Source organism: Streptomyces sp. NPDC029836, assembly GCF_055574495.1.
In genome coordinates this window covers 68,146-92,061 of the sequence record NZ_JBVHZI010000009.1, presented here as the reverse complement: position 1 = coordinate 92,061, position 23,916 = coordinate 68,146, and the positions used below count along the sequence as shown (strand labels likewise).

Sequence of the window (23,916 nt, the reverse complement as noted above, 5' to 3'; positions counted from 1 at the left end):
GCCGGATCGACGCCCTGAACACATCTGCTGCCCCGGCACGTCAGTGACAGGGCGACGAATTGCGGTCACCGGTCTGGGGATGGTCACTCCCGCCGGGTCTTGCGTGGACGAGACGTGGCGCGGGGCGTGCGAGGGAGTGCCACGGCTGGGACCTCCCACCCCGGGCTTGCCCGTGCAGGCGGAGGTCGAGCCGCATGGATCATCCCCGCGGGGTGCGGGGAGTAGATCGACGGCACCGCCCTCCTCGCTGCGCAGACATGATGGTCGCCCTCAACAACGAGGACGACGAGTCCGCGCCGCCACCTTGAGCCAGGCTCACGCAGTAGGCGTCACCTCTCGCCAGATGGTTGGCCAGAGCTGGGGTTCGGCCGAGATACACGCCAAAGGGGCAATGAGGTGATCTTGGTGTGACTCAATGCGTGGTCAGCGCAGTGATGCCGCAGAAACGCGGACGCCTCGCCCCGGGCCGGAGTGGTCCGTCGCAGGTCGCGAAGGACACGGCCGCGGCTCCGTCGTAGTGGATCCGGTACTACTGCGGCAGTTGCGAAGGCCTCTCCGCGATCGAGCACCCGGGTCAATGTGCTTCTGCTAGGCGCACTCGGGGTGAGGGAACTGTGGGTGCCCGGCGCGGCCAGGCCTGGCGCCAGGCTGTTGGCCTGGGTCATACCCCCGGACCCTCCGTCACGGGCAGGCACTCTGCGAGCAGGTCGACAACATCGCGCCAGGCTCGCTGCGCGTGCTGTGGGTGGTAGGCGACGCCGGGGACCGTGGGGTGGTCTACGGGTGGATGGTGGAAGGCGTGCAAGGCACCGCCGTAGACCGTGAGGCGCCAGTCGACACCCGCGGCCTGCATCTCGGCGGTGAACGCGTTCCGTTGCGCGGGCGGCATGATCGGGTCTTCCGACCCGACCCCGGCCCACACCGGGCAGCGGATGCGCGCTGCCTCGCCAGGTCGGCCCGTGGTGGTTGCGTTGACCGTCCCGATCGCGCGCAGGTTGACGCCGTCGCGCCCGAGTTCCAGCCCGATGGCGCCCCCGGTGCCGTAGCCGACGGCGGCGATCCGGTCGGGGTCGGTCCGCGGTTCGGCGCGCAGCACGTCGAGTGCCGCATGGCCGATGCCCCGCATCCGCTCGGGGTCGGCGAGCAGCGGCAGACAACGGGCCAGCATCTCCTCGGGGTCGCCCAAATAGCGCCCGCCGTGAAGGTCGAAGGCCAGCGCCACGTATCCCAGCTCGGCGAGAGCGTCGGCCCGGCGGCGCTCGACGTCGCTGAGTCCCATGCCCTCCGGTCCGAGCAGCACCGCGGGCCGGCGGTCGACACCGGCCGGGAGCGCGAGGTGCCCGATCATCGTCAAACCGTCCGCCGGGTACTCGACCGTACGTGTCGTGATCGTCGTCATGAGGCGGGACTGTAGTGATCGTCGGGCCCGGTTTGGTCGCTGTTCTGCCGCCGGCAGAACAGCGCGCGGTCCCTCATGTCCCTCGTGTCCCTCTGGAATACGGGGGCCGAGCGCTCAGGGATTCAAGATCATCTCATCGGCCCCCTGGGCGCGCGCGTGGCCGTACCTCGGTCACACCCCGAGCTCGCACGTCGAATTCCTCGTAGGGCGTCGACTGCCCGTACTGGTCGGCGTCACGGGTTTCTCGTTACTCCACAGCGCGGCCGATGAGTTTGTGGCGCCCGCCCGGTCCAAGCTCGTGACACCCCAGGAAAGGACACCGCCATGTCGGAGCTTCTCGTCGACTTCATCACCTCCCTCGACGGCCACGCATCGGGAGAGGGATGGCCCGGGTTCTGGGGCCTCGAGGGCCCGGAGTACCTCGCATGGCTCGGCGAGCAGCCCGAGGCCACCTACCTGATGGGAGCGAACACCTACCGCCTGATGTCGGGCTTCGCTGCGGGCGAGGTCCCGAATGGCCAAGATGAGTTCAGGCCCGAAGAAGAAGCGTCCGTCGACGAGCTCACGCAAGCGTCCAAGGTGGTGTTCTCCTCCTCGCTCGATGAGCCACTGACGTGGGCCAACTCCACGCTCGTCCGCGACGACGCTGTCGAGGCGGTCCGCGCCATGAAGTCGAGTGGCTCGGGGCCCCTCAGCACGATCGGCAGCCTCAGCCTGTGCCGGTCCCTGCTGCGAGCCGGACTCGTCGACCGCTTCCGCGTCGTGATGTTCCCGGTGATCACCGGGGCCACGGGCGAGGAACGCATCTACGACGGCTATCCGGACGTTGCGCTTGAGATGATCGAGCACCGCACCTTCGACGGCCGCATCCAGCTGGTCGAGTACAAGCCCCGCGTGCTCGACCACCCGCCGCTCGGCGTTCCTGCGTGACGTCGCCCCGCCGGCGCCGGTCCGGACGCCGCCGCCAGGCCGACGCCTGCAGGTGCGGAGCAAGACCTGATGCGGGCCGGCCCGCTCCCACGCGAACCTTCAGGGCAATCCCCTGCTGAGCTCCACGGGAACGGCCTGCGCGACGTCGAAGGGACCGGCCCGCTTCTACCCCGGCCATGTGCTGAGCGCCCACTTGGCCCGCCTGGGCAGGTACGGCGCTCACCTCTCAGGGGGCGTGCGGCCCCGCCGGCTAGGTCGGAGGGCCAAGGTCTCCCGTGATGAGTGTTTGGGTGATCTTGGGTCGGTCCCAGAGGCCCAGGATCTCGTTCGCGATGGCTACAACGGGCAGGTGGTTCTCGTCCCGCACCTTGATGGCTGCCGCCTTGAGGGTGCGCGGGACGGCTCCGGCGTCCAGGAGGACGCGCCATTCCTGGGCGCCGATTTCCAGGAACTCCAGACCGGTGAGCTCAGCTACCTCCAGGGGGTCGGCCAGTGTGCCGGGCATGGCGGTCAGAGTGCGCAGGCGGGGCAGTCCGACGACAGGCGCGAGGCTGAAGGGTGTGCCGTGCCAGGCTCTGATGGACAGGACTTCCAGGGCGGGATGGGCGGCAGCCTGGATGGTCTCAAGACATCCGGTGCCGACTTCGACCGCGGCGGGAAGCTTGTCTCCGCGGCGGCCACGGACTTCTTCCCGCAGCCGGCCCAGGACGAAATCGGTGAGGGAATCGGCCACCAGGTCGGCACCGAGGCTCTGCTCGTGGTCGACCAGGATGATCTGCCCGTAGTGGCCGGCGGCGCCGGGGGTCAGGTCGACGGCGAATTCGTCGCCGCCGTTGCTTCCGAAGCCGATCCAGCCGGGCGAGCCGGCCAGGCCCTGCACCGCGGCATCGGGCCCGGTGCTGACCGCGTGCCTGGTGCCGTGATCCCAGCCGGGGTGACGCACTTCCGCGTCGATGCTGTACAGGTGCCCGAGGCCGGAGAGCTCGCAGCCGACCGCGTCGCCGGCGCGGTTCGCCTCCTCGAAATCGCCGTTGTCGTCGTCGCCGTACACCCGTGTCACCCTGTACAGCACCTTGAGCTCTTCGGGCAACGTGACACCAAGGCGCGCTTCCGCGTCAGCGATCTCCTCCTCCGTCGCTCCGACGGCGCCGGGCAAACGCTCGCGCAGCGTCCGCTCCAGCAGTTCCGGATCCGCCGTTGGCGCCGGCACGGCTCCGGGCACCGGATCGGGGTGGCGAAGCCAGGGCTCGGCAAAGGAGCCCTCGGCCAGGACCAGCACCCCCAGGTCCGGGTACCCGAATGCCGGCTCCACGACCGGGCTCGGCCAGACCAGGCTGAGCGTGGTCCGACCGTCCGGCTGGGTTTCCGCGCTGAACGCGATCTCCTGAACTCCGCCGCGCGCGAGCGCTCGCTGTATGTCCTCCACCGCGGTCCGCGATGTCGGCGACATGGATCCCCGGTACGCGAGGCTCGTGCCGTACTGGCTGATGCGCCCTGCGACCCGCGCCGGACGGGCGGCACGCCGATCCGTGTCGTCGGCCAGCATGAGCCGGAGCACGGGTTCCCACGTTGCGAAGTCGGATACCGATGACAATTGGGGTCTCTGATCAAGCATGCGCAGACCGTATGCGGAGCCAATGACAACCGGGGCGCCGGGCAGTTGCTCAAAACGCCCCTGGTGAGAGGCGGCGACTACCCGACGGCCAACATCAACGCTCACGCCGGCCGAATACGACGCTCATGGTCCGGGACGAATGGTGCCGGGCGCGGCCTGGTTCGGATGGCGAGGCTGCCGACGAGGCCCGGCAGGTCAGGGTGCTGTGGGGTCCGGGCAGGCGGTGAGGAGTACCCGGGCGCGGTTTCGGAGGGTTTCGTCCTGTCGGATGACGCGATCTTCGACTCCCGAGCGGACCACCCGGGCGTCGCCGTCGGCGAGAGCGGCAAGGCGGCGCGCGTGGTCGCCGGTCAATGCGTCGGGCCGAGTGCTTCCAGGGCATCGCAGGCACCCTCCGGATCGGCGTCCTGTTCGGCGGAGCGTAGGGGATGGCCCGTCCGGCCAGATGCGCGCTCAGTTCTCGGTGGAGCTGGTCCATGCCGTCCCGTACGGTCGGTCCGTGATGATCAAAACGGGCGACCCCCGCCGTCTCGGTGTCCCTTCCTCCGAGGCACGGTTGCACTTCGATACGGAACTGCAGAAGCTCGGCGGCGGGCCGCGGCGCCGCTTGCTCATGGTCGATGACGAGCCTGCCTTCGAGCTCAGCTTCTACTGCGGAACGTGCCCGCTCCTGTTCCGCCGGCTGGAGACCGCCCGGGAGAAGCTGTCGCTGGAGCTCATGCAGGAACGGCTCGCCGGCGAGCTGGCCGAACCGGACGACGGCGGCGTGATCGATGCGTTCGGTGCGTTGCTGCCGGAGGGCGAGTACCTTCCGCTGCTCCTGGAGGTGCAACCCCGGCTGGTCATCCCCGGCAAGGAGGGCGACTACTTCAGCGGCGAACAGGTCACGACGTGGGGAATCGATCAGTTCTGGGGCCTCCCCGAGTACCCGCACACCCCGTACTACCGGACCTTCGAGACCGCAGTCGATGAGGACGCCCACCTCTACGAGTTCGTCGTTCCCATGGTGCCCCCGACCTGGAACGAGCGGAAGCGCGTCGAGGAGTACGTCGGGCTCATGGAGCGGGAAACGGTCCCCACGGCGGTGGCGATCTCTACTCTGGACGTGTGCCGGCCCGCCATCGACCAGGGCGACGACTACTTCGTGCACTGGGGCCTGACCCACTTCCTCCTCGACGGCCACCACAAACTGGAAGCCGCTGCCGCAGCCGGCCGGCCGGTGCGGCTCCTCTCGTTGCTGACCTTGGGTGAAAGCCTGGCCGGAGCCGAAGACGCCGCCCGACTGCCTGCCTTGCGCGCGCAACCCCGCTCGACCCGAGCGACCGGATAGTCGGCCCGAGACAACCGCTTGTCGAGGGCTATGGCGCGGTCAGCACCCACCACTGGCGCAACGTGCGGAGAGTACGCAGGAAGACGTTCGGACCCCGGCAGACGGGGCGGGCGTAGCGCCTGACGGGGTCTCCGTTCGGGAAGACCAGGTCCTCGCGGCCCACGACGACAGCCTCGTGGTCCGTCAGCAGGATGTGGTGCAGGCCATTCCACCGGGGAGCGGTGGAGTCGCCCCGCTCGCTGCCTCCGAGCAGGAGCAGGCGGTCCCCACGGATCGCGAGGCCGAACGGGTCCGAGACGGGCAGGGCGCGGATGCGGAGTGTCCCGCTGCGCCCCATTTCGGCGAGTGGCGCGTGGGGCCAGTACATGGCGTGGACCGCGGAGTCGGAGACGTTGATGGTGTTGACCTCCGCGATGTGGTGGTAGGGCTTCGGGGGACGCGGGGACCATGCGGCGTTGCCACTGTCGTCCCAGCGGACCAGCCCGCCCGCGCTGACGCGATCACCGCTGTAGATCCCCTCGTCGCCGTACCCGGTCCAGAAGCCGGACCTGCGGTCCGCGACCAGGTGCAAGAGGTGTGTTCCCAGCGGGAACCGGCGCCGGGAGCGTCCGTCGGGGCCGAAGATCTGGCCGGACCGTGCGTTGGGCCCTCCGTCGCCGGCGAGGACGAACCCGCCGCCCGGGAGGGCGTCGAGGGCGTCCGGGGCCACGGCCACTGCGTGCAGGGTCAGTTCCCGAACCTCACCCCGGTCGCTGATGACGACGAGGGCGTCGAAGGGCAGATGCGTGGGCGCCGGGACATCCCGGCCGGCCCACCTGTAGGCAAAACGGGCATCAGCGCAGATCAGCCAGAGAGCCCGGCCCCACGGATCGATCGTGGAGGCCAGCACCTTCCGCTCGTCGTACTGCCGAGGCAACAGTGCGTAAGGACGCAGTGCCACCTTCGTCAAAAGATCACCTCGCGGGCGAAGGAATGCAACTCCTCCATGATCACACGGGCGTCCGGGGCTCAGTCTTCCAGGGCCACGCCGGCCGCCTCAGGAGCCGGCCAGGGGCCTCTGGTCGACATTCGGTCATTCCGCTGACGTCGGTCGACATGGATCGATCCTGCCTGCGCAGGCCAGGAGGCAGCATCTCCCTTTCTCGCGCGTGCGTACGCGGCCCGGTCGGGCTCCAACTCGGCCGAATCCGTGGGCGCCGTAGGGGCGCCAAGGCAGGAGGTCGCGAGGTCGAGTACAGGACTCACAGCCTCCCCCTGAGTAGCTCGCCGCGTGGTGCGGTAATTCGAACACGTGTTTCACTGGACGGATGGACCCGCTCCGCTTTCCCGACGATCTGCTGTCCCTGGAAGCCGCCTGGCTGAAGACCTACCGCGCCCTCGCCCACGCACCCGCCGGGTCCGGTACGGACGTCCTGCGGCGGCGCCTGATCAGGCTTTCCTGTCGCATTCACGCCCACCCGTACTGGTCGGTCCCCGGGCGTTCCCGGGCCGGTGGCGCGGACCTGCGCCGCCGGGCACGGGCCCGTGGCTGGGGGACCGCGGCGTGAACGCCGGTCGGGACGGGCCGCGCGCGTCGGCCGCCGGCCTCCCGGACGACCTGGTCGCGCTCCGCAGCATGGGACACGGCTGTTCAACCGGCTGGCGGCCTCCCCGCCGGCCGACGGCCACGAGATGCGCATGGAGCTGCTGCGGGCCGGCCTGGGCATCGACTCCCACCCGCACTGGGCGGCCACCGTCGGCGGGTGGAGCCGCACCGCCCGGCGCGAGTTGCAGACCCACGCCGCCGCGGCACCCGGCGGGGAGGCGTTGCTGGTGACGCGGTACGTGGACGGCCGCATCGTTGCCGTAGCCCCTGATCAGCCCTGATCACCACCGGCGGACGGCGGCGACCGACGGGCCGTCCATCGGCGGCGCTGACGGTGCGAAAGCTCCCGTCACCGGCGCCGGGCCGTTCCCTCCACCCGGCCGGCACCGGGAAGCCGGCTCCGCCCCGCGCCCCGCACCGTGCGCCGTCGGGTCAGGCGTACGGGCTCCATCCGCCGAGGCGGGCCAGCAGGAGGCGCGCGGCGTTCTCGTCCAGGCCCAGCGCCGCCGCGGCCCGCTCGGTGCTCAGGTCCGCGCGGGTTCCGCGGGCCGCCCAGTAGCCGACGCGTTCCGCGGTGACCTCCATCCGGCGGGCGGCCCGGAGGCCGGCGACCGGGGACGTCCTCGTCAGCCGTTCGATCTCCTCCTCCAGCCGTTCCAGCAGACCGGTGACCGCATCCGGCAGGGGCACGGTGGTCGCCTCGACCTGCTCGGTGTGCTCGTCCCAGTCCCGCACGCACGCGTCCGCCTGCGGATCACCGGCCTCCACGAGCTCCTGGTTCCCGATCACCGTCCAGTCCAGACGGTGCTCGGCGCCCGTCCAACCGCAGGAACACACCGCGCGCACGGCGGCCGCCCGCGGCCCGCGCAGGTACCGGCCGTCGTAGACGGACCACTGCGCCACCGACCGGCCACCCGTCCCGGAGCCGGAGTCGAAGTACACCGGCTCCGGGACGCTGCCGTCGGCCAGGACCACACCGACCGCGCCCTCGTGGGACGTGCCGAACTCGTCCGTCGTCCATGTCTCCCGCTTGCCCACAACACCCCTCCGCCGCCTCGCCCCCGGGACCCCTGCCGGGGCCTCCGGATTCCGACGATGCCGCGTCCGGCCCGTTCGGCGGGCCCGATCCGCGAAACAGACCCGCCCGGCGTCGACGCAAGGGCCCGCCGAACTCCCGCCGTCGGCGGTGGGCCGGCGGGCGCGCGCCGCAGCGCGGGGCCGGTCCGGATGCGACGTCACAGACCGTCGACCGGGCTTGAACGTCTTTCGGGACGTGGGGGTTTGCCGGCCGCGATCGGGAGCAGGCGGGCGTTACGACCAAGCCGGTACTGCACGAGGAGGTCCCCATGTCGGGTACGGAGAAGAGCAAGGCGCACGCCGAGACGGCCATGGGCAAGGTCCAGTAGACCGTCGGACGGGCCGTGGGCAACGAGCGGATGACCGCCGAGGGCGGGGCCGACCAGGCCAAGGGCCAGGCGCGGCACGCCAAGGAAGACGTCAAGGACGCCTTCCGCCACTGACCTGACGGGCGAACGCCCCGCGGACCGGCTGAGTCCCGACCCCCTCCCCCCGGGCCGGGACTCAGCCGCGTCCACCCGTAGGAGAGTCGGAAGCGGCGACGAGCCGAGGAAGGAGTCGTGCGGATGACGGTCCCCGATGGAGACCCGATCCGGCTACCAAACCGACGTGAGGCCCCGCGCCCCCGCTCGCGCCCCGGCCCCGGCCCCGGCCCCCACGCCGGGGGGGGGCACCGCTATTTTGGTCCGATGGATCACGATGTTGTCGACCAGGTCGAGGAGTGGCTGGCCGGACCGAACTCCGAGGCGAATGGATACTTCGGCTACCAGGCCCTGGAGCACTACCGGCCCGCGGTCCTGCACTGGCTCACCGTCGGCTGTGGGCTCGAAGGACGCCCGGACCCCGACTTGTACCTCCAGCCCACCCCCATGACGCTGCAGAACTGGGCCATCGACTACGCGACCGCAGCCCGATCATGCGACGCCGCCTGCGGAGCCGTCCGCTCCTTCTACCGCTGGGCGGAGACCCCGTGGGCCGACGGCGGACCGGGCCTCGTGCCGCCCGGCACCGCGCGGTCCCTCCAGTTCCGGCGCGGCGGGAACTTCTCAGCCGGCCTGCCCGGCCGTGATCTCCTCACCCCCGACCAGTGCCGCTGGCTCGCCCAGGCCGCCGACCGCTACCCCGGCACCCGCCGCGAAGGGCCCCAACGCGCCCGCGCCCTCGTCTACCTCAGCCTCAACCACTACCTGTGGGGCCGGCACTCCGACGACGACGTCTTCCGTCCCGGTCAGATCACCGCCATGCGCCTGAGCGGCCGCCACCAGGAGCAGCACCGCACCACCTGGGACGTTCCCCAGAAGAACGCCGCTTCCGACGCCACCCGCCTTCAGCCCGTCCACCACGACGCGGTCCGCGCCATCGACGAGTACCTTGCCGCCGGTACCGCCGGGCGATCGCACAGAGCGGCCGCCGTTCCCGACACCGGCCACGTCTTCACCACGGTCAACGGGCAGCCCCTCGATACCGTGAGCGTGTTGCGCATCCTGCGCATGGTGGCCGCTACCCACCCCGACCTGGAAGACATCGCACCGAAACTCTCCGCCGACGCGATCACCCACTTCCCGGCGAAGCAACTGAAGTGATCAGGCGTCCATGCTCCAGCCTCCGGCCTTGACCCCGGACACGTGCGGAGGATGTCCGGGCGGCGGCCACAGGGACCCCATGGGGCCCATCAGCGCGGGTGGGTACACGTACATCCGGTCGTCGAGCTGGCGCTGTGCTTCCAGACACCGGCGCATCCGGGCTACGTAGAGGTGGTCGGGCTCGGCCGTGTCGATCTGCCCTCCCCGTCGTCCGCGATCCGTCCCGGGTGCTGACATCACTGAGGGAGCCCTCCATCCCCCCATTGTCGCGCGCCCAAAAGCGTTCGGCGCCTCCTCGCCGGCGCCCTAGGGTTGCGGTCCGACGGCGGGCAGCGAGGGGAGCCGCATGAGCGCGGGATCAGGGTTCGACCGGGCGCGGGCCCAGGTGTTCGGGGAAGCCGCCGAGCTGTACGACGCCTCCCGACCGGGCTACGCGGACGTCCTGGTCGCCCGGGTGCTGGACTACGCCGCCCTCGACGGCCGACCGGCGCTGGAGATCGGTGCGGGGACCGGAAAGGCGACGGTGCCGTTCGCCGAGGCGGGCGCCGCGTTGGTGTGCGTCGAGCCCGACCCGCGCATGGCGGCGGTCCTGCGCCGCAACACCGCGCACCTGCCCTCGGTCCGCGTCGAGGAGGGCGGCTTCGAACAGTGGCAGCCGCGGGGCCGCCGTTTCGGGCTGGTCCTCGCCGCCACCTCCTGGCACTGGGTGGACCCGGAGCGGCGTTGGGACCTCGTCCACGACGCCCTCGAACCGGGCGGAGCCGTCGCCCTGTTCTGGAACCCGCTGGGGGTGCGCGACCGGGCACTGCATGCCGCGCTCGCCGAGGTCGACGCCCGGCACGGGATGACGGAGGCACCGCACGCGACCCTGGCCTCCTCGTACGGTGACGCGGCCGGGCAGTGGGCCGGGCCACTGGAGTGGCCGGAGGCGCAGTGCCGGCGTGACGGGCGGTTCACCGAGCTGCGCTCGACCCGCTTCCGCGCCGACCGCGACTACGGCACGGCCCGCTACCTGGGCCACCTCGCCTCGCTCTCCTGCTACCGGGTCCTGCCCCCGGCACGTCGCGAGGAACTGCTCGCCGACACCGCCCGAGTACTGGAGGCGCACGGCGGCATCGGCCTCGTGGAGTTCGGCGACCTCTTCCTCGCCCGCCTGCGCTGACCGGGTCAGCGCAGGCCCGGGGCCGCGACGAGCGCGGCGGCGCCCGTGAAGAGCCGGCCGCGCATGCCGAGGGCCCGGGCGGCGTCCACGTTCTCCTGCCGGTCGTCCACGAAGAGGACGTCACCCGGTTCGGCCCCGAGGGCCGACAGGCACCACCGGTAGGCGTCCGGTTCGGGCTTGGCGTGGCCGATGCGGCAGGAGAAGGCCCGTACCTCGAACCGCGCCAACCAGGGCTGATGCCGTTCGTAGTGGACCGCGAGATCCTCGGGGATGTTGGACAGCAGCGCGATACGCCGCCCCGCGGCGGCGAGTTCACCGATCAGGTCGACCATCCGGTCGTCCACCGCGCTCCAACTTGCCACGTCCCGCGCGACGAGCCGGGCGGTCGTCCCCGCGTCGAACCTGGTACCGAGCGCGTCGGCCACCCGGTTCCAGTAGCCGGGACCGTCGACGTCGCCGCGGTCGTAGTCGGGGCGCAGCGCCCAATAGGCCTCCCAGAAGGGCGCCGGCGCCACGCCGGCCTCCCGTGTGAGGCGCTCCCGGCCTTCCGCGCACTGGTGGCGGGCGATGACCCCGAAGAGGTCGAAGAGCAGGATCGAGGACACCTCGTCACACCTTCCGTACGGTGACGCCTGCGGCCGTGAGGGCGTCCACCGCTTCCGCGGGAGCGCTGTCGTCGGTCACGACGGCGTGCAGCGCCCGGGCGGGCAGGACGTGCGCGAGCGCCGTACGGGACAGCTTCGCCCCTTCGGCGACGGCGATGACCCGGCGGGACGAGGCGATCGCGGCCCGTTTGACGGCGGCGTCGGCCAGGTCGTGGGCGGTGAGGCCGTCGGTCGCGGTCAGGCCGCAGCAGCCGATGACGGCGGTGTCGAAGCGCAGCGCGGCGAGGGAGGCCTCGGTGAGGGGTCCGGTCAGGGCGAGTTCGCCCCGGCGGGGCGCGCCGCCCGGCAGCAGCAGCGTCAGCCGGGGGGCGTCGGCGAGGGCGTTAGCGGCGTGCAGGGACAGGGGTACGACGGTCAACCGGCGGTCGTGCAGGGCGCCGGCCACCTCCAGGCAGGTGGTGCCGCTGTCCAGGACGACGGACTCGCCGTCCGCGAGCAGAGCGGCGACCTCGGCGGCGATGCGCCGCTTGGCCTCGGTCCCCTCCTGGGCGCGCAGCGCGAACGGGATCTCCTCACCGCGCAGGAGCAGGCTCCGCGCGCCGCCCCGGTACCGTTCCAACACCCCCTGTTCGGCGAGTGACTCCAGGTCGCGGCGGATGGTCATCTCGGAGGCACCGGTGAGCTCCGCGAGCTCCGCGACGCTGCGTCGGCCACTGTCGCGCACGGCGTCGGTGATCTGCCTCAGGCGGTCTGCACTCATACCTGAAGTGAACAACAATGATGTTCGAAAGGCAAGTATCGAACAGCAATCATGTTTGTTATGTTCGATTCCATGGATACCGCGTTGCGCCGCGCCCGAGCGGCCACCTTCGTCTACTTCGGCCTGAACGGCTTCGTCATGGGGATGTGGATCGTCCACATCCCCGCCGTGGAAGCGGGCACCGGCATCGGACACGCCCTGCTCGGCTGGCTCCTGCTGGTCCTCGGCGGCGGGGCCTTCGCCGGGATGCGGCTGGCCGGTCCGCTCACCGACCGGTTCGGTACCAGGACGGCCGTCCCCGTCGGCGCCGCCCTGTGCAGCGCCGCCCTCGTCCTGCCGGCGTTGGCCCGCGACGCGTGGACCCTGGGCGCGGCCCTGCTCGTCCTCGGCTTCGGCAACGGCTGTCTCGACGTCGCCATGAACACCCACGCCGTGCAGGTCGAGCGCGGGTACGCACGCCCCGTCATGTCCGCCTTCCACGCCGCCTTCTCCGTCGGCGGGGTCCTCGCCGCCCTCGTCGGAGCCCTGGCACTCGGCCGCGGCCTCGGTGTCGCCACCGCACTGATCGCCACCGCCCTCGGCGGCACGGCCGTCGCCGTCCTCGCCGCCCGCGCGCTCCTGCCCGCACCGCCCGCCGAGGTCGCCGGGCCTACCGGGACCGCGGCTCCGGAGGCCGTCGTCCGGGCCGGGCGGGGCGCGGGCCCGCGGATCGGGGTGCTGGCGGCCCTCGCCTTCATGCTCATGCTGTGCGAGGGAGTCGCCAACGACTGGAGCGCCCTGCACCTGCGCGACGCCCTCGGGGCGCCCGCCGCCACCGCGGCCCTCGCCTACGCCGCCTTCGCCACCGCCATGACCGTGGGCCGCCTCGTCACCGACCGGCTCGCCGCACGGGTCGGACCCGCCGCGGTCATGCGCTACGGCTGCGCCCTCGCCGCCGCCGGTCTGGCCCTGGCCGTCGCCGCGCCCGGAGTCGGGCCCGCCCTCGTCGGCTGGACCCTCTTCGGGGCGGGTCTCGCCGGCAGCGTCCCGCAGCTCTTCAGCGCGGCCGGACACGCGGAACCGGACCGCGCCGGCTCCAACGTGGCCCGAGTCGCGGGCCTCGGATACCTGGGCATGCTCGCCGGGCCCGCGGTGATCGGGCCCCTCGCCCACCTCGTCTCCCTCGACCTGGCCCTCCTGCTGCCCGTCCTCCTCTGCGCGGTCGCCGCCCTCGCGGCCCGGACCCTGCGCGCGCAGCCGGCCCCCGACGCCGCCGGGACACCCGCCGCCGCGCGGGAGCCGTTGCCGGAGCCCGACGTTGATCGTTCGTGAGGCTGACGGAGCGGTCGCGCGATTGGGCGGCCGCGGGTGCGCGAGCGAGCGGAGTCGTCGGGTGGCGGGTCGAATGAAGGACGGTACTCCGGGCGGCATCGACGAGCGCCCTCGCGGCGCGGGTCGGCCGGGCCGCAGAGCCCGGCTCCGCCACGGCCGAACCGTCGGGCGCCCCCGGACCGGAAACCGTGGTGGCGGCGGCCACCGCCGGATTGCGGATCCGGCTGCGCTTCACCCGGGCCACAACGGCGCGGCGACCGCCACCGCCGACGGGCGGCACGTCGTGACCGAGATGCAGAACGTCCTCTGGTCGCTCCCGCCGGACGGCTCTCCCGCCACCCCCTCGCCCCGCCCGACCTGGAACCCGGACAACCGTGTTCTCCCCGGACGGCCGCCACGGCGCAATGAGCGCCTACCGCGGCGGCGCCTTCCCCATCTGGGTGATGCGCGCCGACGGCTCCGGCCTGCGCCGGATCACCGACGGCCGCTTCGACCACCGCGCCCCCGCCTGGCCCCCCGACGGCCGCATCCTCGCCTTCTGCTCCGAACGCGGGGGCGACCCCGTGGCCGGCTGCGCGTAACGCATCTGGACCGCCGCCCTCACCGGCGGCTCCCCGCGCCGCCTGACCGGCGTGCCCGGGCAGGACGGCCCCGGCCAGGACGGCGCCTGGGAGGAGCTCGGCCCGGTCTTGTCGGCGGACGGCTCCCGGGTGTTATTCGTCCGCGCCACCGTCACCGGGGAGACCCTGACCGCCCGCACCCTTGCCTCCGTCGCGGCCGACGCCACGGGCCCCGTACGCACCGAACACACCGTCACCGAAGGCGGGCTGCTCGCCCCGGTGCTCTCCCCGCCCCGGCGCACCGCCTGACCCCGCACCGCCCCCGGACCCCGCAAGGCCGAACTCCACACCCTGTACGTGGACGGCTGGCCCGTCGCCCTCGGTTCGCGGTCGAGCGGGAGCTTCGCCTCGATCAGCCCGTCGGCATCGTAAAAAAGCTGTGTGGCTGCTGGTGTGCATGGCGGGCCTCGCTACTGGGGCGTCTTCGCGCGGGTGGTCTCGCCGTCGGCCCTGTCGTCCTGCTGCTCGTCCTGGCGGCCGAGGAAGCGGGCGAAGCCCCGGTCCGCGCGGGCAGCAAGGCCGGGGATGGAACGCCATGGGCGCGTGGCTGGAGGCGGCGGCCATCCGGGGCCGGGGTGGTGCTGTGGGCGCGTGCGGCCCGCCTCTCCCGCTGAGGGTCGTCGGTGACTACGACGCTACGGAGGGCGAGGTCCCGGGCTCAACGAGATTGCGGAGAATTGCGCGGAATTATCTGAGGGCGTCGATCGCGGCCTCGATGCGGGCGCGGGTGGCGTCGCCGACCACGACGATCTGCGTCAGGCCGATGAACGCTCTGGCGTAGTTGGAGAGTTCGCGGTGCTGGCGGACGCTGATGGAGGCGGTCAGGGTTTCGATCACGGTGTGCTGTGCTGGTCGTCGTGCAGGTAGAACGCCTCCAGCAGCCACACGGTGCCCGGGACCCCGAAGGAGATGACGTCGAGGAGACGACGCCAGCGGTATCACGCCGAGCGGGTGTGCGAGTTGGCCGGCCATCGTCGTGGCCGTGCTGATCAGGGTACGTAGGACCCCCTCTTCGATCAGGACGACGAAGCGGTGGTCGCCCTCGTAGGGGAAGCGGGAGCGGGCCAGGCGGGCGGCGACGGCCTCGGCGATGTCGTCGGGGGTTCCCTGGACCTCGGTGATGGAACGCATGAGGGCTCCGGCGTAGCCGGCGGTCTGGAGGAAGCCGGGGATGACGTTAAAGACGCAGGCCCGGCAGGTGCGGGCGGCGGCGTTGCGGACGAGGACGTTTTCCTGGGCGCGGCGCATCCCGGCGCGGTGCTGGCGGCGCCACTCCAGCTGGTTCGCACGGTCCTCCCACGCGGCCACGGCGGTTCCACCTCGTGCAGGGCGCGCCTGCGCGCGGGTTTCGGCACCCGGCTGCAGCGCAAGTTCCGTGCTTACCGCGACATCGACAGCCTCTCCACCTACATCCCCCGTGAAGCCGGCGATGGAGTTTGGAGTCGGCGCCGGGAGGTGTCAGCCCTCCGAATGAACGCGAACGAGAGTCCTGGGATCCCGGTGCGGTTGTGGCAGAGGCCGTTTAAGCGAGAACGGCGTCGAGTTCCACTTCGACCAGCCAGGCCGGGTCGATGAAGCGGGACACCTCAAGGAACGTGGTCACAGGCCGGATGGATTCGAACCGTTCGCCGTGCGCTCGGGCGGCTTCCTTCCACTGGGTCACGTCGGTGAGCATGATGCGAGTTCGTATGACGTCTTCCAGCGATGCCCCAGCTGCCTCCAGCGCACGCTCGGCGATGTCCAAACACCGCACCGTCTGCGCATATACGTCACCTGGCCCCACGGTGGAGCCGTCATCCCCGATGGGGGCTGTGCCGGCGACGGCTACGTAGTCGCCTCCTCGGACCGCCCGCGAGAACCCGATCTGCGGTTCCAGCGCGGACCCGGAGCTGACGGTCTGTCGAATTCGTTCCGTCGGGTCATGCTCCCAGATGGTGCTCGATGACCAACCACCAGCACCCGCCCGAACCACCGTGGGATGGGAAACAGCTGCCAGCCCCTCCACGAACTTCCGTGGAGCAGCACTGGTCAGCGGTAGGGACTTCAGCGGCCGTAGCGGGCCGGTAGTTTGCGGGTGTCGGTGACGCTGAGGCCGAGCGCGGCGGCAGCCTGGTCGGGGGAGTGTCCTTGTGGGTGTCGTGGGCCGCCCAGTAGTGCTGTGACCGCATACGTTCGCGGGGTTCCCTTTCGGCCGAGAGCCCCGGAGAAATCGAATGCGGCCGCAGCATGTGTCTGCGAGCATGCGTCGCTGTGGAGATCGACAATATTGTCATCCGTCGTGCGGTCGACTCTGATGCCGCCGAGGTGGCCGAGGTGTGGCTGCGTTCGTTCGCAGCGGCGCTTCCGCGTGTGCGCCGAGCGCATACGGACGAACAGGTTCGGTCCTGGTTTCGGGAGGTGGTCGTGCCCGGCCAGGAGACCTGGGTGGCGACGGTCGAAGGCTCGGTCGTCGCGATGATGGTGCTGGACGGCGAAGACTTGGATCAGCTCTATCTCGATCCGCCGTGGCGTGGCCAAGGCATCGGCGACCGTCTCGTGGATACGGCCAAGCAGCGTCGCGCGACCGGGTTGGCGCTGTGGACGTTCCAGGTCAACACCCCGGCACGTCGCTTCTATGAACGGCACGGCTTCGTCGCTGCAGAGCGCACCGACGGCCGCCGCAACGAAGAACGTGAGCCGGACATCCGGTACGTGTGGCGTCCCGGGAAGCAAGAGCTTTGAAGTTGATCAAACCGCTTCGGTCAAGCGGCGTCCGCCTCGGCGGATGCCCTTCTCGCAGCGGATGCGGGCGCGTTCGTGCCGCTGGGCGGCCAGGGCGTCGGGGTGGCGGGCATTCAGGTTGCGCCGGCGCAGGTAGCGGTGGAGCTCCCGTGTCCGGACGGTGTGGTGGGGATGGTTGGAGTTCGCCAGGGTGAATTGCCGCAGGGGCCCGAAGTGCGCTTCTATCGGGTTGGCCCAGGAGGCGTTGGTCGGGGTGAAGCACAGCTCGCCGGCGATGATGATTACCCTCCCCAGGCCCCTTCGCCAGCAACGGAGTTGCTAGCTTTCGGATCATGGGGAGAATCGCCTGGGTAGCCAGGTCTTTGGGTGGGGGTGCGCTGCTGTTTGCGGTGCTGGCACTGTGGGCGTTGCTGTTCAACGTCGGCATATCGGTGTATCGGCCGGACGTGGCTATCCTCGGGGCGGTGGCCCTGGCGCTGGCCGCCGGGTGGGTGTGGTCGGCCTCCCGGCCGATCCCGATCACGCCACCGAGGCAGGTCGAACCGTTGCCGGCGCCGCCCGCGAAGCTGCCCTGGAAACGGCCGTTCCGGGACTTCCTTCCCCTGCTGCTGGCCGTGGTGGTGGTATTGCCCGCCGTGGCCGTGCTCACCGAGCTGATCACGCGTCCGGACGGCGACGACCTGAAGCGGATCGCGGCCATACAGAAGGCCGGTGCCGAAGTGACACGGGGCACCATCGTCGAGGTCCACCGGGTGAAGTCGGGGAAGAACAAGGAAGTCGCGGACACCGCCGACGTCACCGTCGAGGTGCCCGTGCATGCCCCCGGGGGCGGCAGTACGGACACCAGGCGGCTCGAGGTGGTGAGCGGGCACATATCGGACCGCTTCGGGGGCCGCTTCGCGGGTGAATCCGTACTGGTGCTACACGCCCCGACGGCGCCCGCACTGGGCGGCGTCGTGGACGATCCCGGCCACGTCGAGCGGTACGTGGAGGCGGCCTCTCCGCTCGCGTTCTCCCTCACGCCATTGACCACCTGGATCGGCCTCGGCATCGGAGCGGTACTCACGTTCTTCGGGTCGCTGATGTTCGTCCGGGTCCCTCCGTCCGATCCCGCCCGCCGGACCCTCCGTGAGGACGCGGCCGCCGGGGCGCTGCCAGCCGTCCGGGCACGGATCGTCGCGGCCCGGCGGAACGAACACACCACCTTCGGAACGGTGGACGGCACGGTCCGGGTGCGATCGGACCACAAGCTGCGCTTCTCGCTGGAAGACGGTTCCGAGGTGCTGATCGGCAACCCGACCGTCGAGCCGGCCGGGCTCGCCCTCCTCGCGGCGCGCATGGGAGAACGGCCGGGCTGGCTGTGCGGTGCCCGGAACTGGCGTCTGATCCGCTACGACGAGCAGCCGGTCGCCTTCGTCACCGACGAGGGGGAGGTGGCGTGGTTGAAGATGGACCGCGAGGAATTCCGGCGGGTTCTGGAGCCCGCCACCCCGGTACAGCCCGACCCGGAGCGTTCGACGCGGCTCTCCCCGTGGCCCACCACCGTGGTGCCTGGGGCCCACTGGCCCTGGCTCGGGGGCATGGCGCTGTCCTACGCACTGGTCGTTCTCGTGCTGATGCTGCCGATGTCCTGGCTCGCCGCATCTCTGACGACCTCACTCGCCGCGGCCGTGGCCGTGGCGGCCTGCGTCTTCCTGGTGCGGCGCCGGGCGGACCTCTCCAACCGGACGGGCCGCTGGGAGGTCCGCGCGACCCGCGACCCGGAACTCGGTCCGGCCTGACGCCCCGAGCAGCCCCCGAGGAGAGCGGAGGGCCAGACCGAAGAAGACGACCCCGAATGCCAGGCCGCTTCCCGCGTAACAAGTGATCCAAAGGAAACGGCCTAAACGCAGGAGGGTGACGCCTCCCATCAGTGCGGTGCTCACTGCCGTCGGGGAACTGCTCGACGTGGCACCGACCGGGGAGGCCTCCACCCTCGCGCTCGATGTACTGCGCAAGTCCTGCACGCCCGTCTGGAACGCGGCCGCGCTGCGCCTGGATGTGACCGCAAGCCGTCTTCGCGGCTGTCCTGTGGGCGCGTGGGGCCCTTTTGACGCCCGTCTTGGTGAGTCGCTCGCGCTGCTCTGCCGCATGCCCGGGCATGCGGGCTTCAGACGAACACCGCGGCGGGGCTCGCCCCTGGCCAGGCTCCGCCGCCGATCGCCGCGGCCCCCACCGGGGGGAACCGTGCTGACGCTGGGTTCGTTGGCAAAGGCCGTCTGGGGCGGTCTACGGATTGGCTGGATCCGCGCGCCGCAGGACACGGTGGCGCGCCTGGCCCGACTCAAAGCACTCGACGACCTCGGCAGCCCGCTCCTCGACCAGGCCCTCGCCGCCCGGTTCCTCCCCGCGCTCCCGGACCTCGCGCCCGAACGGGCCCGCATCCTCCGCGAGCGGCTCGCCACCATCACGCGGCTGCTCACCGAGCAGCTTCCGAACTGGCGCCGGCAGGCCCCGCAGGGCGGCTCCGTTCCGTGGGTCCAGCTGCCCGCGGGCACGGACGCCCAGCTCTACGCACGGGTGGCACTGCGCCACGGCGCGGAGGTCATCCCGGCGCCACGATGGACGCGACTCAGGCGCCCACGACGACTACATCCGCATCCCCTACTCCTTCGCCCCGGAGACCGCGGCAGCACTGGTCGACCGCCTCTCGGCAGCCTGGTCCGCACTGTCTCGGAGACGTGGCCACCCCCATGCCCCAACGTGTCAGCAGGGACGATAAGCAGCAGCACACAAGGGTCCCGCCCCGCCGCAGGCGGGTGGAGCGAAGTCTCGGTCGGCCGGCCCCAAACCGTCGCCGTAGGGGTCCAACGTGGAGGGCTTGCGGGGCGGTCGGCGCATTACCTCCTGCCAGGTGCGGGCTCGGGCGTACTTGCGAACGGTGCGGCGGTCCAGGGCGAGCTCGCGAGCTACCGAGCTGTGGCTTCGGCGGGTGCGGACCAGGGCCTGGATCGCCTCGAACAAGCTCTGGGCATGGCGCCCGGCCCGGCTACCCACCACGGTGTTTTCGGTGGCCTCCTCGACCGGCGGATGATCATCCTCGCCGACCGGGGGAAGGGCTGAGGGCAGGCATCCTCGGTGGGCGGAGGCGATGTCCTGAACGCGGCGGGAAAGGCCCTGCCAGAGGTGAAAGCGGTCGCTGACCTGCACGGCTTCGGGGGCGCCCATGCCCCTGCCGGTAGGTTAGGGAGCCGTCGCGGCAGACGACCTCGATACCAGGGTGCTCCCGGAGCCAGCGGCCGAGCTGTTCTGCGTCGCGTCTTTCCCAGAGTGCCAGCGGGAGGCGGGCGGTGGCGTGGACCAGGAGGGTTCCGTAGGTGCCGCCGTAGAGAGCGAAGTCATCGACTCCCAGGACCTGGGGCGGCGTGGCCAGTGGCGGAAGCGGCACCCGCATCAGCTGGGACAGGAGTGCAACCCGGGAAAGCTTGATGTTGGGGATCCGAAGCATCCGGGAGCCGCCCCGGCCCGCCAGGACCACACCGACGTCCTCGACCAGGGACTGCAGTCGTGGTGTCCGTCGCTGGCGCACGGTCAGGCCTGGCACTTGCTCAGAGAAGGTCGCCTTCGGGCAGTTCGTGTTCTCGCAGTACAGGCGGCGCACGGACAGGTCGATGCGCAGAGGACGGCCGGCGAGCGTGACGTCGGCCAGGCGCCGTGCGTAGCGGCCGTGGCACCACTCACTGAGCTGGCCGCATCCCGGGCATCCCGCCGGTTCACCGGATCTCGTGCGGGCACGGACCGCCACCGCGGTATCGGATACCTCAACCGAACTCACCTGTACATCGGACAACTGCGATGACGCGCTGATCAGTTCAACAGAGCACAGTCACAGCCTGCCCGTCCTGCGGACCGGCTGACCGTGGCACCGAGGTGATCTCAACCTACGAAAATCTTGCCAGAGCGACACACAGGAGTACGCCGACAGCGGTGGCCTCTTCGCCGGGCACGGCCGACTGCTCGGCGGCGTGCGCCTGGTCCTGGTGGTGCTCGGCCCTGCCGTGGTGCTGCTCCTGGTGCTCGACGTCGGCGTGGTCGTGGTCCTGGTGGTGCTGGACGGGGGCTGGAGCGGAGGGGTGTCGGTTGGGGTCGTTGACGAGGGGGATGTGGGTGGGCGCGTTCTCGTCGCGGATCGGGGCGCGCTTGGTGTCCTGGCCGAGGACGGTCCACGGGCCGGTGCTCCGGTAGCCGTGCTGGTGGGCCCACCCGGTGGTCGTGGTGATGCTGGCTTCGCGGATGCCGGTGCAGCGGGTGGCCGTGCCTCGGTCCATGGACGGGGACTTGCCGGGGTGGAGGGTCCTGGTGGTGCCGCAGGCGCATTCAGCCGCTGACCCGCATGAAGTCATCAACGGATGCTCCGCGGTCTCCTTGACGTGCTCAGCACGGCTCACCCCCAGTCTGACGCCGACACCCAGCCGGTGGGCGGTCAGAGCCAGCCGCGTTGCGCCGCCTTGAGCCCCGCCTCGAACCGGCTGCTCGCCTCCAGGCGTTCCATCAGGGCGGACATCTGGCGCCGCACGGTCCGGAGCGAGACCCCGAGCCGTTTGCCGGCCGCTTCGTCGGTCATGCCGGACGCGAGGAGCTTGAGCAGCTCACGGTCGCCGAGTGAGGGGCTGCTGGCGTCGGGGCGGGGACGTGGATCGGCGCCGAGCGGCACCGCCGAGTCCCAGGTCTGCTCGAACAGGGCGACGAACGAGCTGACGATGCCGGGCTCGGAGATGCACAGTGCGCCGAGCTTGCTGTCGGAGGGGTCGATGGGCACCAGGGCGGTCCGCCGATCGACCACCAGCAGGCGCGGCGGGACCATGGGCGCCGTGCGGACCTCCCCGCCCAGGTCCGTCAGCCATCGCGCGTAGTCGCGGGTCGCGGGGTTGTTGCGCGCGCTGTCCTGGTAGACGGTGAGCAGCCGGATGCCTCGCCGCCGGGCGTCCTCGTCCAGCGGGCGGGAGGCGTCGAGGCTGGCCTGCGACTGGGCTCCTCCAGGCATGATCGACAGGCATTCCGTACGGAGGTCACGCGCGAGTTCGCGCAGTCGGTCCTGGATGGCGTCCAGGCCCACCAGGCGTTCGGTACCGTCCCGTTGCCCGGCGGGGCGGGCGGTGCTCAGGCTGGTCACCAGCCGGGCCACCGCCTCCTTGCTGCGGACCAGTTCCTCCTGCCGGCGCAGTACCTCGGCCTCCTGGCGGTGCAGGATCACCTGCAGGCCCACGGCAGGGCTGACCGGCCGCAGTGCGCCCGGAACGTCCCGGGACGGCTGGAGCAGCTCCAGGTCGATGAGCCGGTCCAGGCCGCCCCGTACATCGCTCTCCGGCAGCTCCAGCAGCAGGCACAACTCGGCCACCCCCGCGGACGGCCTTTCCAGTAGCCCCCGGTAGACGGCCTCCGTGGCGGCCCCCAGCCCCAGCGATTCCAGCATGGTGTTCTCCCCCCGGAGATGATCCCCTCCGCGTGCGCGCGGGACCTTGTTGATCACAGAGGTGCATCATCGGACACGGCAGCGTGAACCACAAGATCGTTCCGGGCCGGCCGGGGTGTGCTGGCACCTTCGTGCCGGGCAGCTTGGTGCCGGACCGGAAGCCTTCTACCAGGGTGTGACGGAGTACAGGATGGTGATCACCGAAGGGGAAAGCGCCGGCATAGGCCGACCAACACCCCCCAGGTGAAGCAGAGTCGATCCCACTTCCGTGCTTGCAGAAGGAGCTTTTGATGTTCCGGTCCACCCGTCTGTCCGCCGCCGCTCTGACCGTCCTGGTCGCCACCGCCGGAGCCGCTGTCGCTACGGGACTCGGCTGGGACGCACCCCGCCCGGGCGCGGTCGTGGCCGTCGGGGCCGGCCTCGGCTGGGACTCGGTCCCGGCTTCCGTCGCCAACGGTCTCGGCTGGGACTGATCGTCATGCGCATGGCCACCGCGCTGCTGGTCGGCGCGGTCCGCGAGGAAGAGCCGGGCCGGGCCCGGGCGGATCTGATTCAAGACCTCCTGTGGGCCCATGCCCGTCCGGACGACCGCGTCGAGCACATCCGGGTCCGCCCGGTTCCGGGCGGCTTCGAGGCGGTCGTCCTGCTGGCCTTCGACGGCGACGCCGGGGACGCCGGGGACGCCGGGGACGAGCCGCCGCGCGGAATGTCGGCCCTGCTCATGCGCGCCGGTCCGCCACTGGCGGCGCAGGGATGCGTCGTCCTGCTGCCCTGACCCGTCCGTCCTGCCTGTCCACGTCCGGCCTGTCCTGATCTCTCTCCTCCGCCGGCTTCTCGCCGGATCGGTTGGCTCCTGCGCCGCCGCACAGGTCTGTACATGTCATGCACGCGTCAATCGAGGCGGCTTGCTGTGCCCGCCGACGCGTCCGTCCTTCCTTCCTTCCCACAAAACGGAGAAACCGTGCCCACCATGCTCGTCCGCCGCGCCCTGACCACCTCACTCGCCCTCACCGCCATCGTTCCCGGCATGCTGCTGCTGGGCGCCCCGAATGCCGCGGCGAGCGTCGGCTCCAGCATCGTCGCCACCGCCAAGGCGAACGTCGGCGAGACCGCGTGCTCGACCAACAGCCTCGGAGGAACCGGCTTCTACTCAAGTTGCACCGGCAACGGTGGATATCCCGAAGCCTGGTGCTCGGACTTCGCCAAGTGGGTGTGGGCCAAGAACGGCGTCGACGTTAAGGGGCTCACCCCCGGGGCCGGCAGCTTCGGGCAGTACAACACGGTGAAGTCGACCCCACAGGTGGGTGACGCAGTCCTCTTCAACTACAACGGCGCCGGCTACGCCGACCACGTCGCCCTCGTCACCTCGGTCAACACCGCCGACGGGACCATCACCACCATCGGCGGCAACGAGGGCGGTACGAACGGCCCCTCCACCTCCACGGTGAAGTCCTCCCAGCCCTTCAAGTCCGCCCTCGGCACCTACCGCGGCGGCCAGCGGATCAGCGGCTACGTCTCCCCGAAGGGAGGCGTCGACAACAACCCGGCGCCGGTGGCCGAGAAGTCCCAGGGCAACAGGATCGCGCAGGCGACCACGGGCAACACCGTCCACCTGTACGCGATCGGTGCCAACGGCACCATCTACGAGCGCAACGGTGACTACACGGCGAAGTCGTGGAGTGCGCCGAAGGCGATCCCGAGCAGCTCGATCACGTCGGTCACGGCGGCGGCGACGGGTGACACGGTGCACCTCTTCGCGGTCGGCG

Annotated in this window: 27 protein-coding genes and 2 pseudogenes; 16 read left to right on the top strand and 13 right to left on the bottom strand. The window is 71.1% G+C overall.

All coding sequences use genetic code 11. From position 1 onward, the window contains the following. Positions 1–661 precede the first annotated feature (661 nt). Positions 662–1,399 carry a dienelactone hydrolase family protein gene (locus ACZ4XJ_RS24815; protein ID WP_468497396.1) on the bottom strand — a complete coding sequence of 246 codons (738 nt, stop codon included), beginning with the start codon at positions 1,397–1,399 and terminating at the stop codon, positions 662–664. A gap of 324 nt (positions 1,400–1,723) precedes the next feature. On the opposite strand from ACZ4XJ_RS24815, the gene ACZ4XJ_RS24810 reads away from it, so the two are divergent. Continuing rightward, entirely contained in the window at positions 1,724–2,329 is a 606-nt protein-coding gene (locus ACZ4XJ_RS24810) for a dihydrofolate reductase family protein (RefSeq protein WP_362884072.1), read from the top strand. A 250-nt stretch (positions 2,330–2,579) separates the two neighbouring features. On the opposite strand, the gene ACZ4XJ_RS24805 is transcribed toward ACZ4XJ_RS24810, so the two are convergent. After that, positions 2,580–3,944, bottom strand: a complete 1,365-nt coding sequence (locus ACZ4XJ_RS24805) for an SMI1/KNR4 family protein (RefSeq protein WP_468497395.1) — start codon at positions 3,942–3,944, stop codon at positions 2,580–2,582. Between the two features lie 502 nt (positions 3,945–4,446). Between ACZ4XJ_RS24805 and ACZ4XJ_RS24800 the strand changes: the two genes are divergently transcribed. Next, positions 4,447–5,274 carry a hypothetical protein gene (locus ACZ4XJ_RS24800; RefSeq protein WP_468497542.1) on the top strand — a complete coding sequence of 276 codons (828 nt, stop codon included), beginning with the start codon at positions 4,447–4,449 and terminating at the stop codon, positions 5,272–5,274. Between the two features lie 28 nt (positions 5,275–5,302). Here ACZ4XJ_RS24800 and ACZ4XJ_RS24795 read toward each other — a convergent pair whose 3' ends face one another. Further along, positions 5,303–6,223 carry a hypothetical protein gene (locus ACZ4XJ_RS24795; protein WP_468497394.1) on the bottom strand — a complete coding sequence of 307 codons (921 nt, stop codon included), beginning with the start codon at positions 6,221–6,223 and terminating at the stop codon, positions 5,303–5,305. 358 nt (positions 6,224–6,581) lie between these two features. Between ACZ4XJ_RS24795 and ACZ4XJ_RS24790 the strand changes: the two genes are divergently transcribed. Further along, complete coding sequence (locus ACZ4XJ_RS24790) at positions 6,582–6,821, top strand: hypothetical protein (protein WP_468497393.1); 240 nt, start codon at positions 6,582–6,584, stop codon at positions 6,819–6,821. Between the two features lie 124 nt (positions 6,822–6,945). Next, a complete protein-coding gene (locus tag ACZ4XJ_RS24785; RefSeq protein WP_384001982.1) occupies positions 6,946–7,140 on the top strand; it encodes a hypothetical protein in 195 nt (64 codons plus the stop codon). Positions 7,141–7,291: 151 nt separating this feature from the next. Here the strand turns inward: ACZ4XJ_RS24785 and ACZ4XJ_RS24780 are convergent, their stop codons facing one another. Further along, positions 7,292–7,897: a hypothetical protein gene (locus tag ACZ4XJ_RS24780; RefSeq protein WP_468497392.1), complete on the bottom strand. Its 606-nt coding sequence runs from the start codon at positions 7,895–7,897 to the stop codon at positions 7,292–7,294. 308 nt (positions 7,898–8,205) lie between these two features. On the opposite strand from ACZ4XJ_RS24780, the pseudogene ACZ4XJ_RS24775 reads away from it, so the two are divergent. Together ACZ4XJ_RS24775 and ACZ4XJ_RS24770 are read left to right on the top strand one after the other, a co-directional pair. Then, a pseudogene (locus tag ACZ4XJ_RS24775) lies at positions 8,206–8,379 on the top strand (CsbD family protein). Positions 8,380–8,625: 246 nt separating this feature from the next. After that, complete coding sequence (locus tag ACZ4XJ_RS24770; protein ID WP_468497391.1) at positions 8,626–9,519, top strand: hypothetical protein; 894 nt, start codon at positions 8,626–8,628, stop codon at positions 9,517–9,519. On the opposite strand, the gene ACZ4XJ_RS24765 is transcribed toward ACZ4XJ_RS24770, so the two are convergent. Further along, positions 9,520–9,756 carry a hypothetical protein gene (locus ACZ4XJ_RS24765; protein ID WP_468497390.1) on the bottom strand — a complete coding sequence of 79 codons (237 nt, stop codon included), beginning with the start codon at positions 9,754–9,756 and terminating at the stop codon, positions 9,520–9,522. Positions 9,757–9,865: 109 nt separating this feature from the next. Here ACZ4XJ_RS24765 and ACZ4XJ_RS24760 point away from each other — a divergent pair, with 109 nt between their 5' ends. Beyond that, positions 9,866–10,681, top strand: a complete 816-nt coding sequence (locus ACZ4XJ_RS24760; RefSeq protein WP_468497389.1) for a class I SAM-dependent methyltransferase — start codon at positions 9,866–9,868, stop codon at positions 10,679–10,681. 5 nt (positions 10,682–10,686) lie between these two features. On the opposite strand, the gene ACZ4XJ_RS24755 is transcribed toward ACZ4XJ_RS24760, so the two are convergent. Continuing rightward, the gene (locus ACZ4XJ_RS24755) at positions 10,687–11,286 is read right to left on the bottom strand and encodes an HAD family hydrolase (RefSeq protein WP_468497388.1); all 600 of its coding nucleotides are present in this window, start codon (positions 11,284–11,286) and stop codon (positions 10,687–10,689) included. Between the two features lie 4 nt (positions 11,287–11,290). Continuing rightward, positions 11,291–12,046: a DeoR/GlpR family DNA-binding transcription regulator gene (locus ACZ4XJ_RS24750; RefSeq protein ID WP_362884574.1), complete on the bottom strand. Its 756-nt coding sequence runs from the start codon at positions 12,044–12,046 to the stop codon at positions 11,291–11,293. A gap of 72 nt (positions 12,047–12,118) precedes the next feature. Between ACZ4XJ_RS24750 and ACZ4XJ_RS24745 the strand changes: the two genes are divergently transcribed. The 3 genes from ACZ4XJ_RS24745 to ACZ4XJ_RS24735 all read left to right on the top strand — a co-directional run bounded on the left by ACZ4XJ_RS24745 (position 12,119) and on the right by ACZ4XJ_RS24735 (position 14,226). Next, on the top strand, positions 12,119–13,357 hold the full coding sequence (locus tag ACZ4XJ_RS24745; RefSeq protein WP_468497387.1) for an MFS transporter: 1,239 nt from the start codon (positions 12,119–12,121) through the stop codon (positions 13,355–13,357). A 404-nt stretch (positions 13,358–13,761) separates the two neighbouring features. Beyond that, a complete protein-coding gene (locus ACZ4XJ_RS24740) occupies positions 13,762–13,938 on the top strand; it encodes a TolB family protein (RefSeq protein WP_468497386.1) in 177 nt (58 codons plus the stop codon). Positions 13,939–13,989: 51 nt separating this feature from the next. Continuing rightward, positions 13,990–14,226, top strand: coding sequence for a hypothetical protein (locus ACZ4XJ_RS24735; RefSeq protein ID WP_468497385.1), 237 nt, complete (start codon positions 13,990–13,992; stop codon positions 14,224–14,226). Between the two features lie 438 nt (positions 14,227–14,664). Here ACZ4XJ_RS24735 and ACZ4XJ_RS24730 read toward each other — a convergent pair whose 3' ends face one another. Continuing rightward, positions 14,665–15,285, bottom strand: coding sequence for a Scr1 family TA system antitoxin-like transcriptional regulator (locus tag ACZ4XJ_RS24730; protein ID WP_468497384.1), 621 nt, complete (start codon positions 15,283–15,285; stop codon positions 14,665–14,667). A gap of 214 nt (positions 15,286–15,499) precedes the next feature. Further along, on the bottom strand, positions 15,500–16,219 hold the full coding sequence (locus ACZ4XJ_RS24725; protein WP_468497383.1) for a RidA family protein: 720 nt from the start codon (positions 16,217–16,219) through the stop codon (positions 15,500–15,502). Between ACZ4XJ_RS24725 and ACZ4XJ_RS24720 the strand changes: the two genes are divergently transcribed. Further along, the gene (locus ACZ4XJ_RS24720; protein WP_468497382.1) at positions 16,204–16,698 is read left to right on the top strand and encodes a GNAT family N-acetyltransferase; all 495 of its coding nucleotides are present in this window, start codon (positions 16,204–16,206) and stop codon (positions 16,696–16,698) included. The genes ACZ4XJ_RS24725 and ACZ4XJ_RS24720 overlap by 16 nt on opposite strands. Positions 16,699–16,704: 6 nt before the next feature. Here ACZ4XJ_RS24720 and ACZ4XJ_RS24715 read toward each other — a convergent pair. Then, a pseudogene (locus tag ACZ4XJ_RS24715) lies at positions 16,705–16,965 on the bottom strand (IS630 family transposase); the annotation flags it as partial. A 179-nt stretch (positions 16,966–17,144) separates the two neighbouring features. Here ACZ4XJ_RS24715 and ACZ4XJ_RS24710 point away from each other — a divergent pair. Both ACZ4XJ_RS24710 and ACZ4XJ_RS24705 read left to right on the top strand, forming a co-directional pair. After that, the gene (locus tag ACZ4XJ_RS24710) at positions 17,145–18,479 is read left to right on the top strand and encodes a hypothetical protein (protein ID WP_468497381.1); all 1,335 of its coding nucleotides are present in this window, start codon (positions 17,145–17,147) and stop codon (positions 18,477–18,479) included. Positions 18,480–18,828: 349 nt separating this feature from the next. After that, positions 18,829–19,800 carry an aminotransferase class I/II-fold pyridoxal phosphate-dependent enzyme gene (locus ACZ4XJ_RS24705; RefSeq protein WP_468497541.1) on the top strand — a complete coding sequence of 324 codons (972 nt, stop codon included), beginning with the start codon at positions 18,829–18,831 and terminating at the stop codon, positions 19,798–19,800. On the opposite strand, the gene ACZ4XJ_RS24700 is transcribed toward ACZ4XJ_RS24705, so the two are convergent. The 3 genes from ACZ4XJ_RS24700 to ACZ4XJ_RS24690 all read right to left on the bottom strand — a co-directional run bounded on the left by ACZ4XJ_RS24700 (position 19,772) and on the right by ACZ4XJ_RS24690 (position 22,150). Further along, the gene (locus tag ACZ4XJ_RS24700) at positions 19,772–20,482 is read right to left on the bottom strand and encodes a transposase family protein (protein ID WP_468497540.1); all 711 of its coding nucleotides are present in this window, start codon (positions 20,480–20,482) and stop codon (positions 19,772–19,774) included. The genes ACZ4XJ_RS24705 and ACZ4XJ_RS24700 overlap by 29 nt on opposite strands. A gap of 136 nt (positions 20,483–20,618) precedes the next feature. Next, positions 20,619–21,005 (bottom strand): hypothetical protein, encoded by a 387-nt coding sequence (locus ACZ4XJ_RS24695; RefSeq protein ID WP_468497380.1) that lies wholly within the window; start codon positions 21,003–21,005, stop codon positions 20,619–20,621. A gap of 155 nt (positions 21,006–21,160) precedes the next feature. Next, positions 21,161–22,150, bottom strand: coding sequence for a helix-turn-helix transcriptional regulator (locus tag ACZ4XJ_RS24690; RefSeq protein ID WP_468497379.1), 990 nt, complete (start codon positions 22,148–22,150; stop codon positions 21,161–21,163). Positions 22,151–22,440: 290 nt separating this feature from the next. Here ACZ4XJ_RS24690 and ACZ4XJ_RS24685 point away from each other — a divergent pair, with 290 nt between their 5' ends. The 3 genes from ACZ4XJ_RS24685 to ACZ4XJ_RS24675 form a co-directional block, all read left to right on the top strand. Next, positions 22,441–22,623, top strand: coding sequence for a hypothetical protein (locus tag ACZ4XJ_RS24685; protein ID WP_468497378.1), 183 nt, complete (start codon positions 22,441–22,443; stop codon positions 22,621–22,623). Between the two features lie 11 nt (positions 22,624–22,634). Further along, complete coding sequence (locus ACZ4XJ_RS24680) at positions 22,635–22,925, top strand: hypothetical protein (protein ID WP_468497377.1); 291 nt, start codon at positions 22,635–22,637, stop codon at positions 22,923–22,925. A gap of 195 nt (positions 22,926–23,120) precedes the next feature. After that, positions 23,121–23,916, top strand: a 796-nt coding sequence (locus ACZ4XJ_RS24675; protein ID WP_468497539.1) for a CHAP domain-containing protein, incomplete at its 3' end; no start/stop codon positions are given.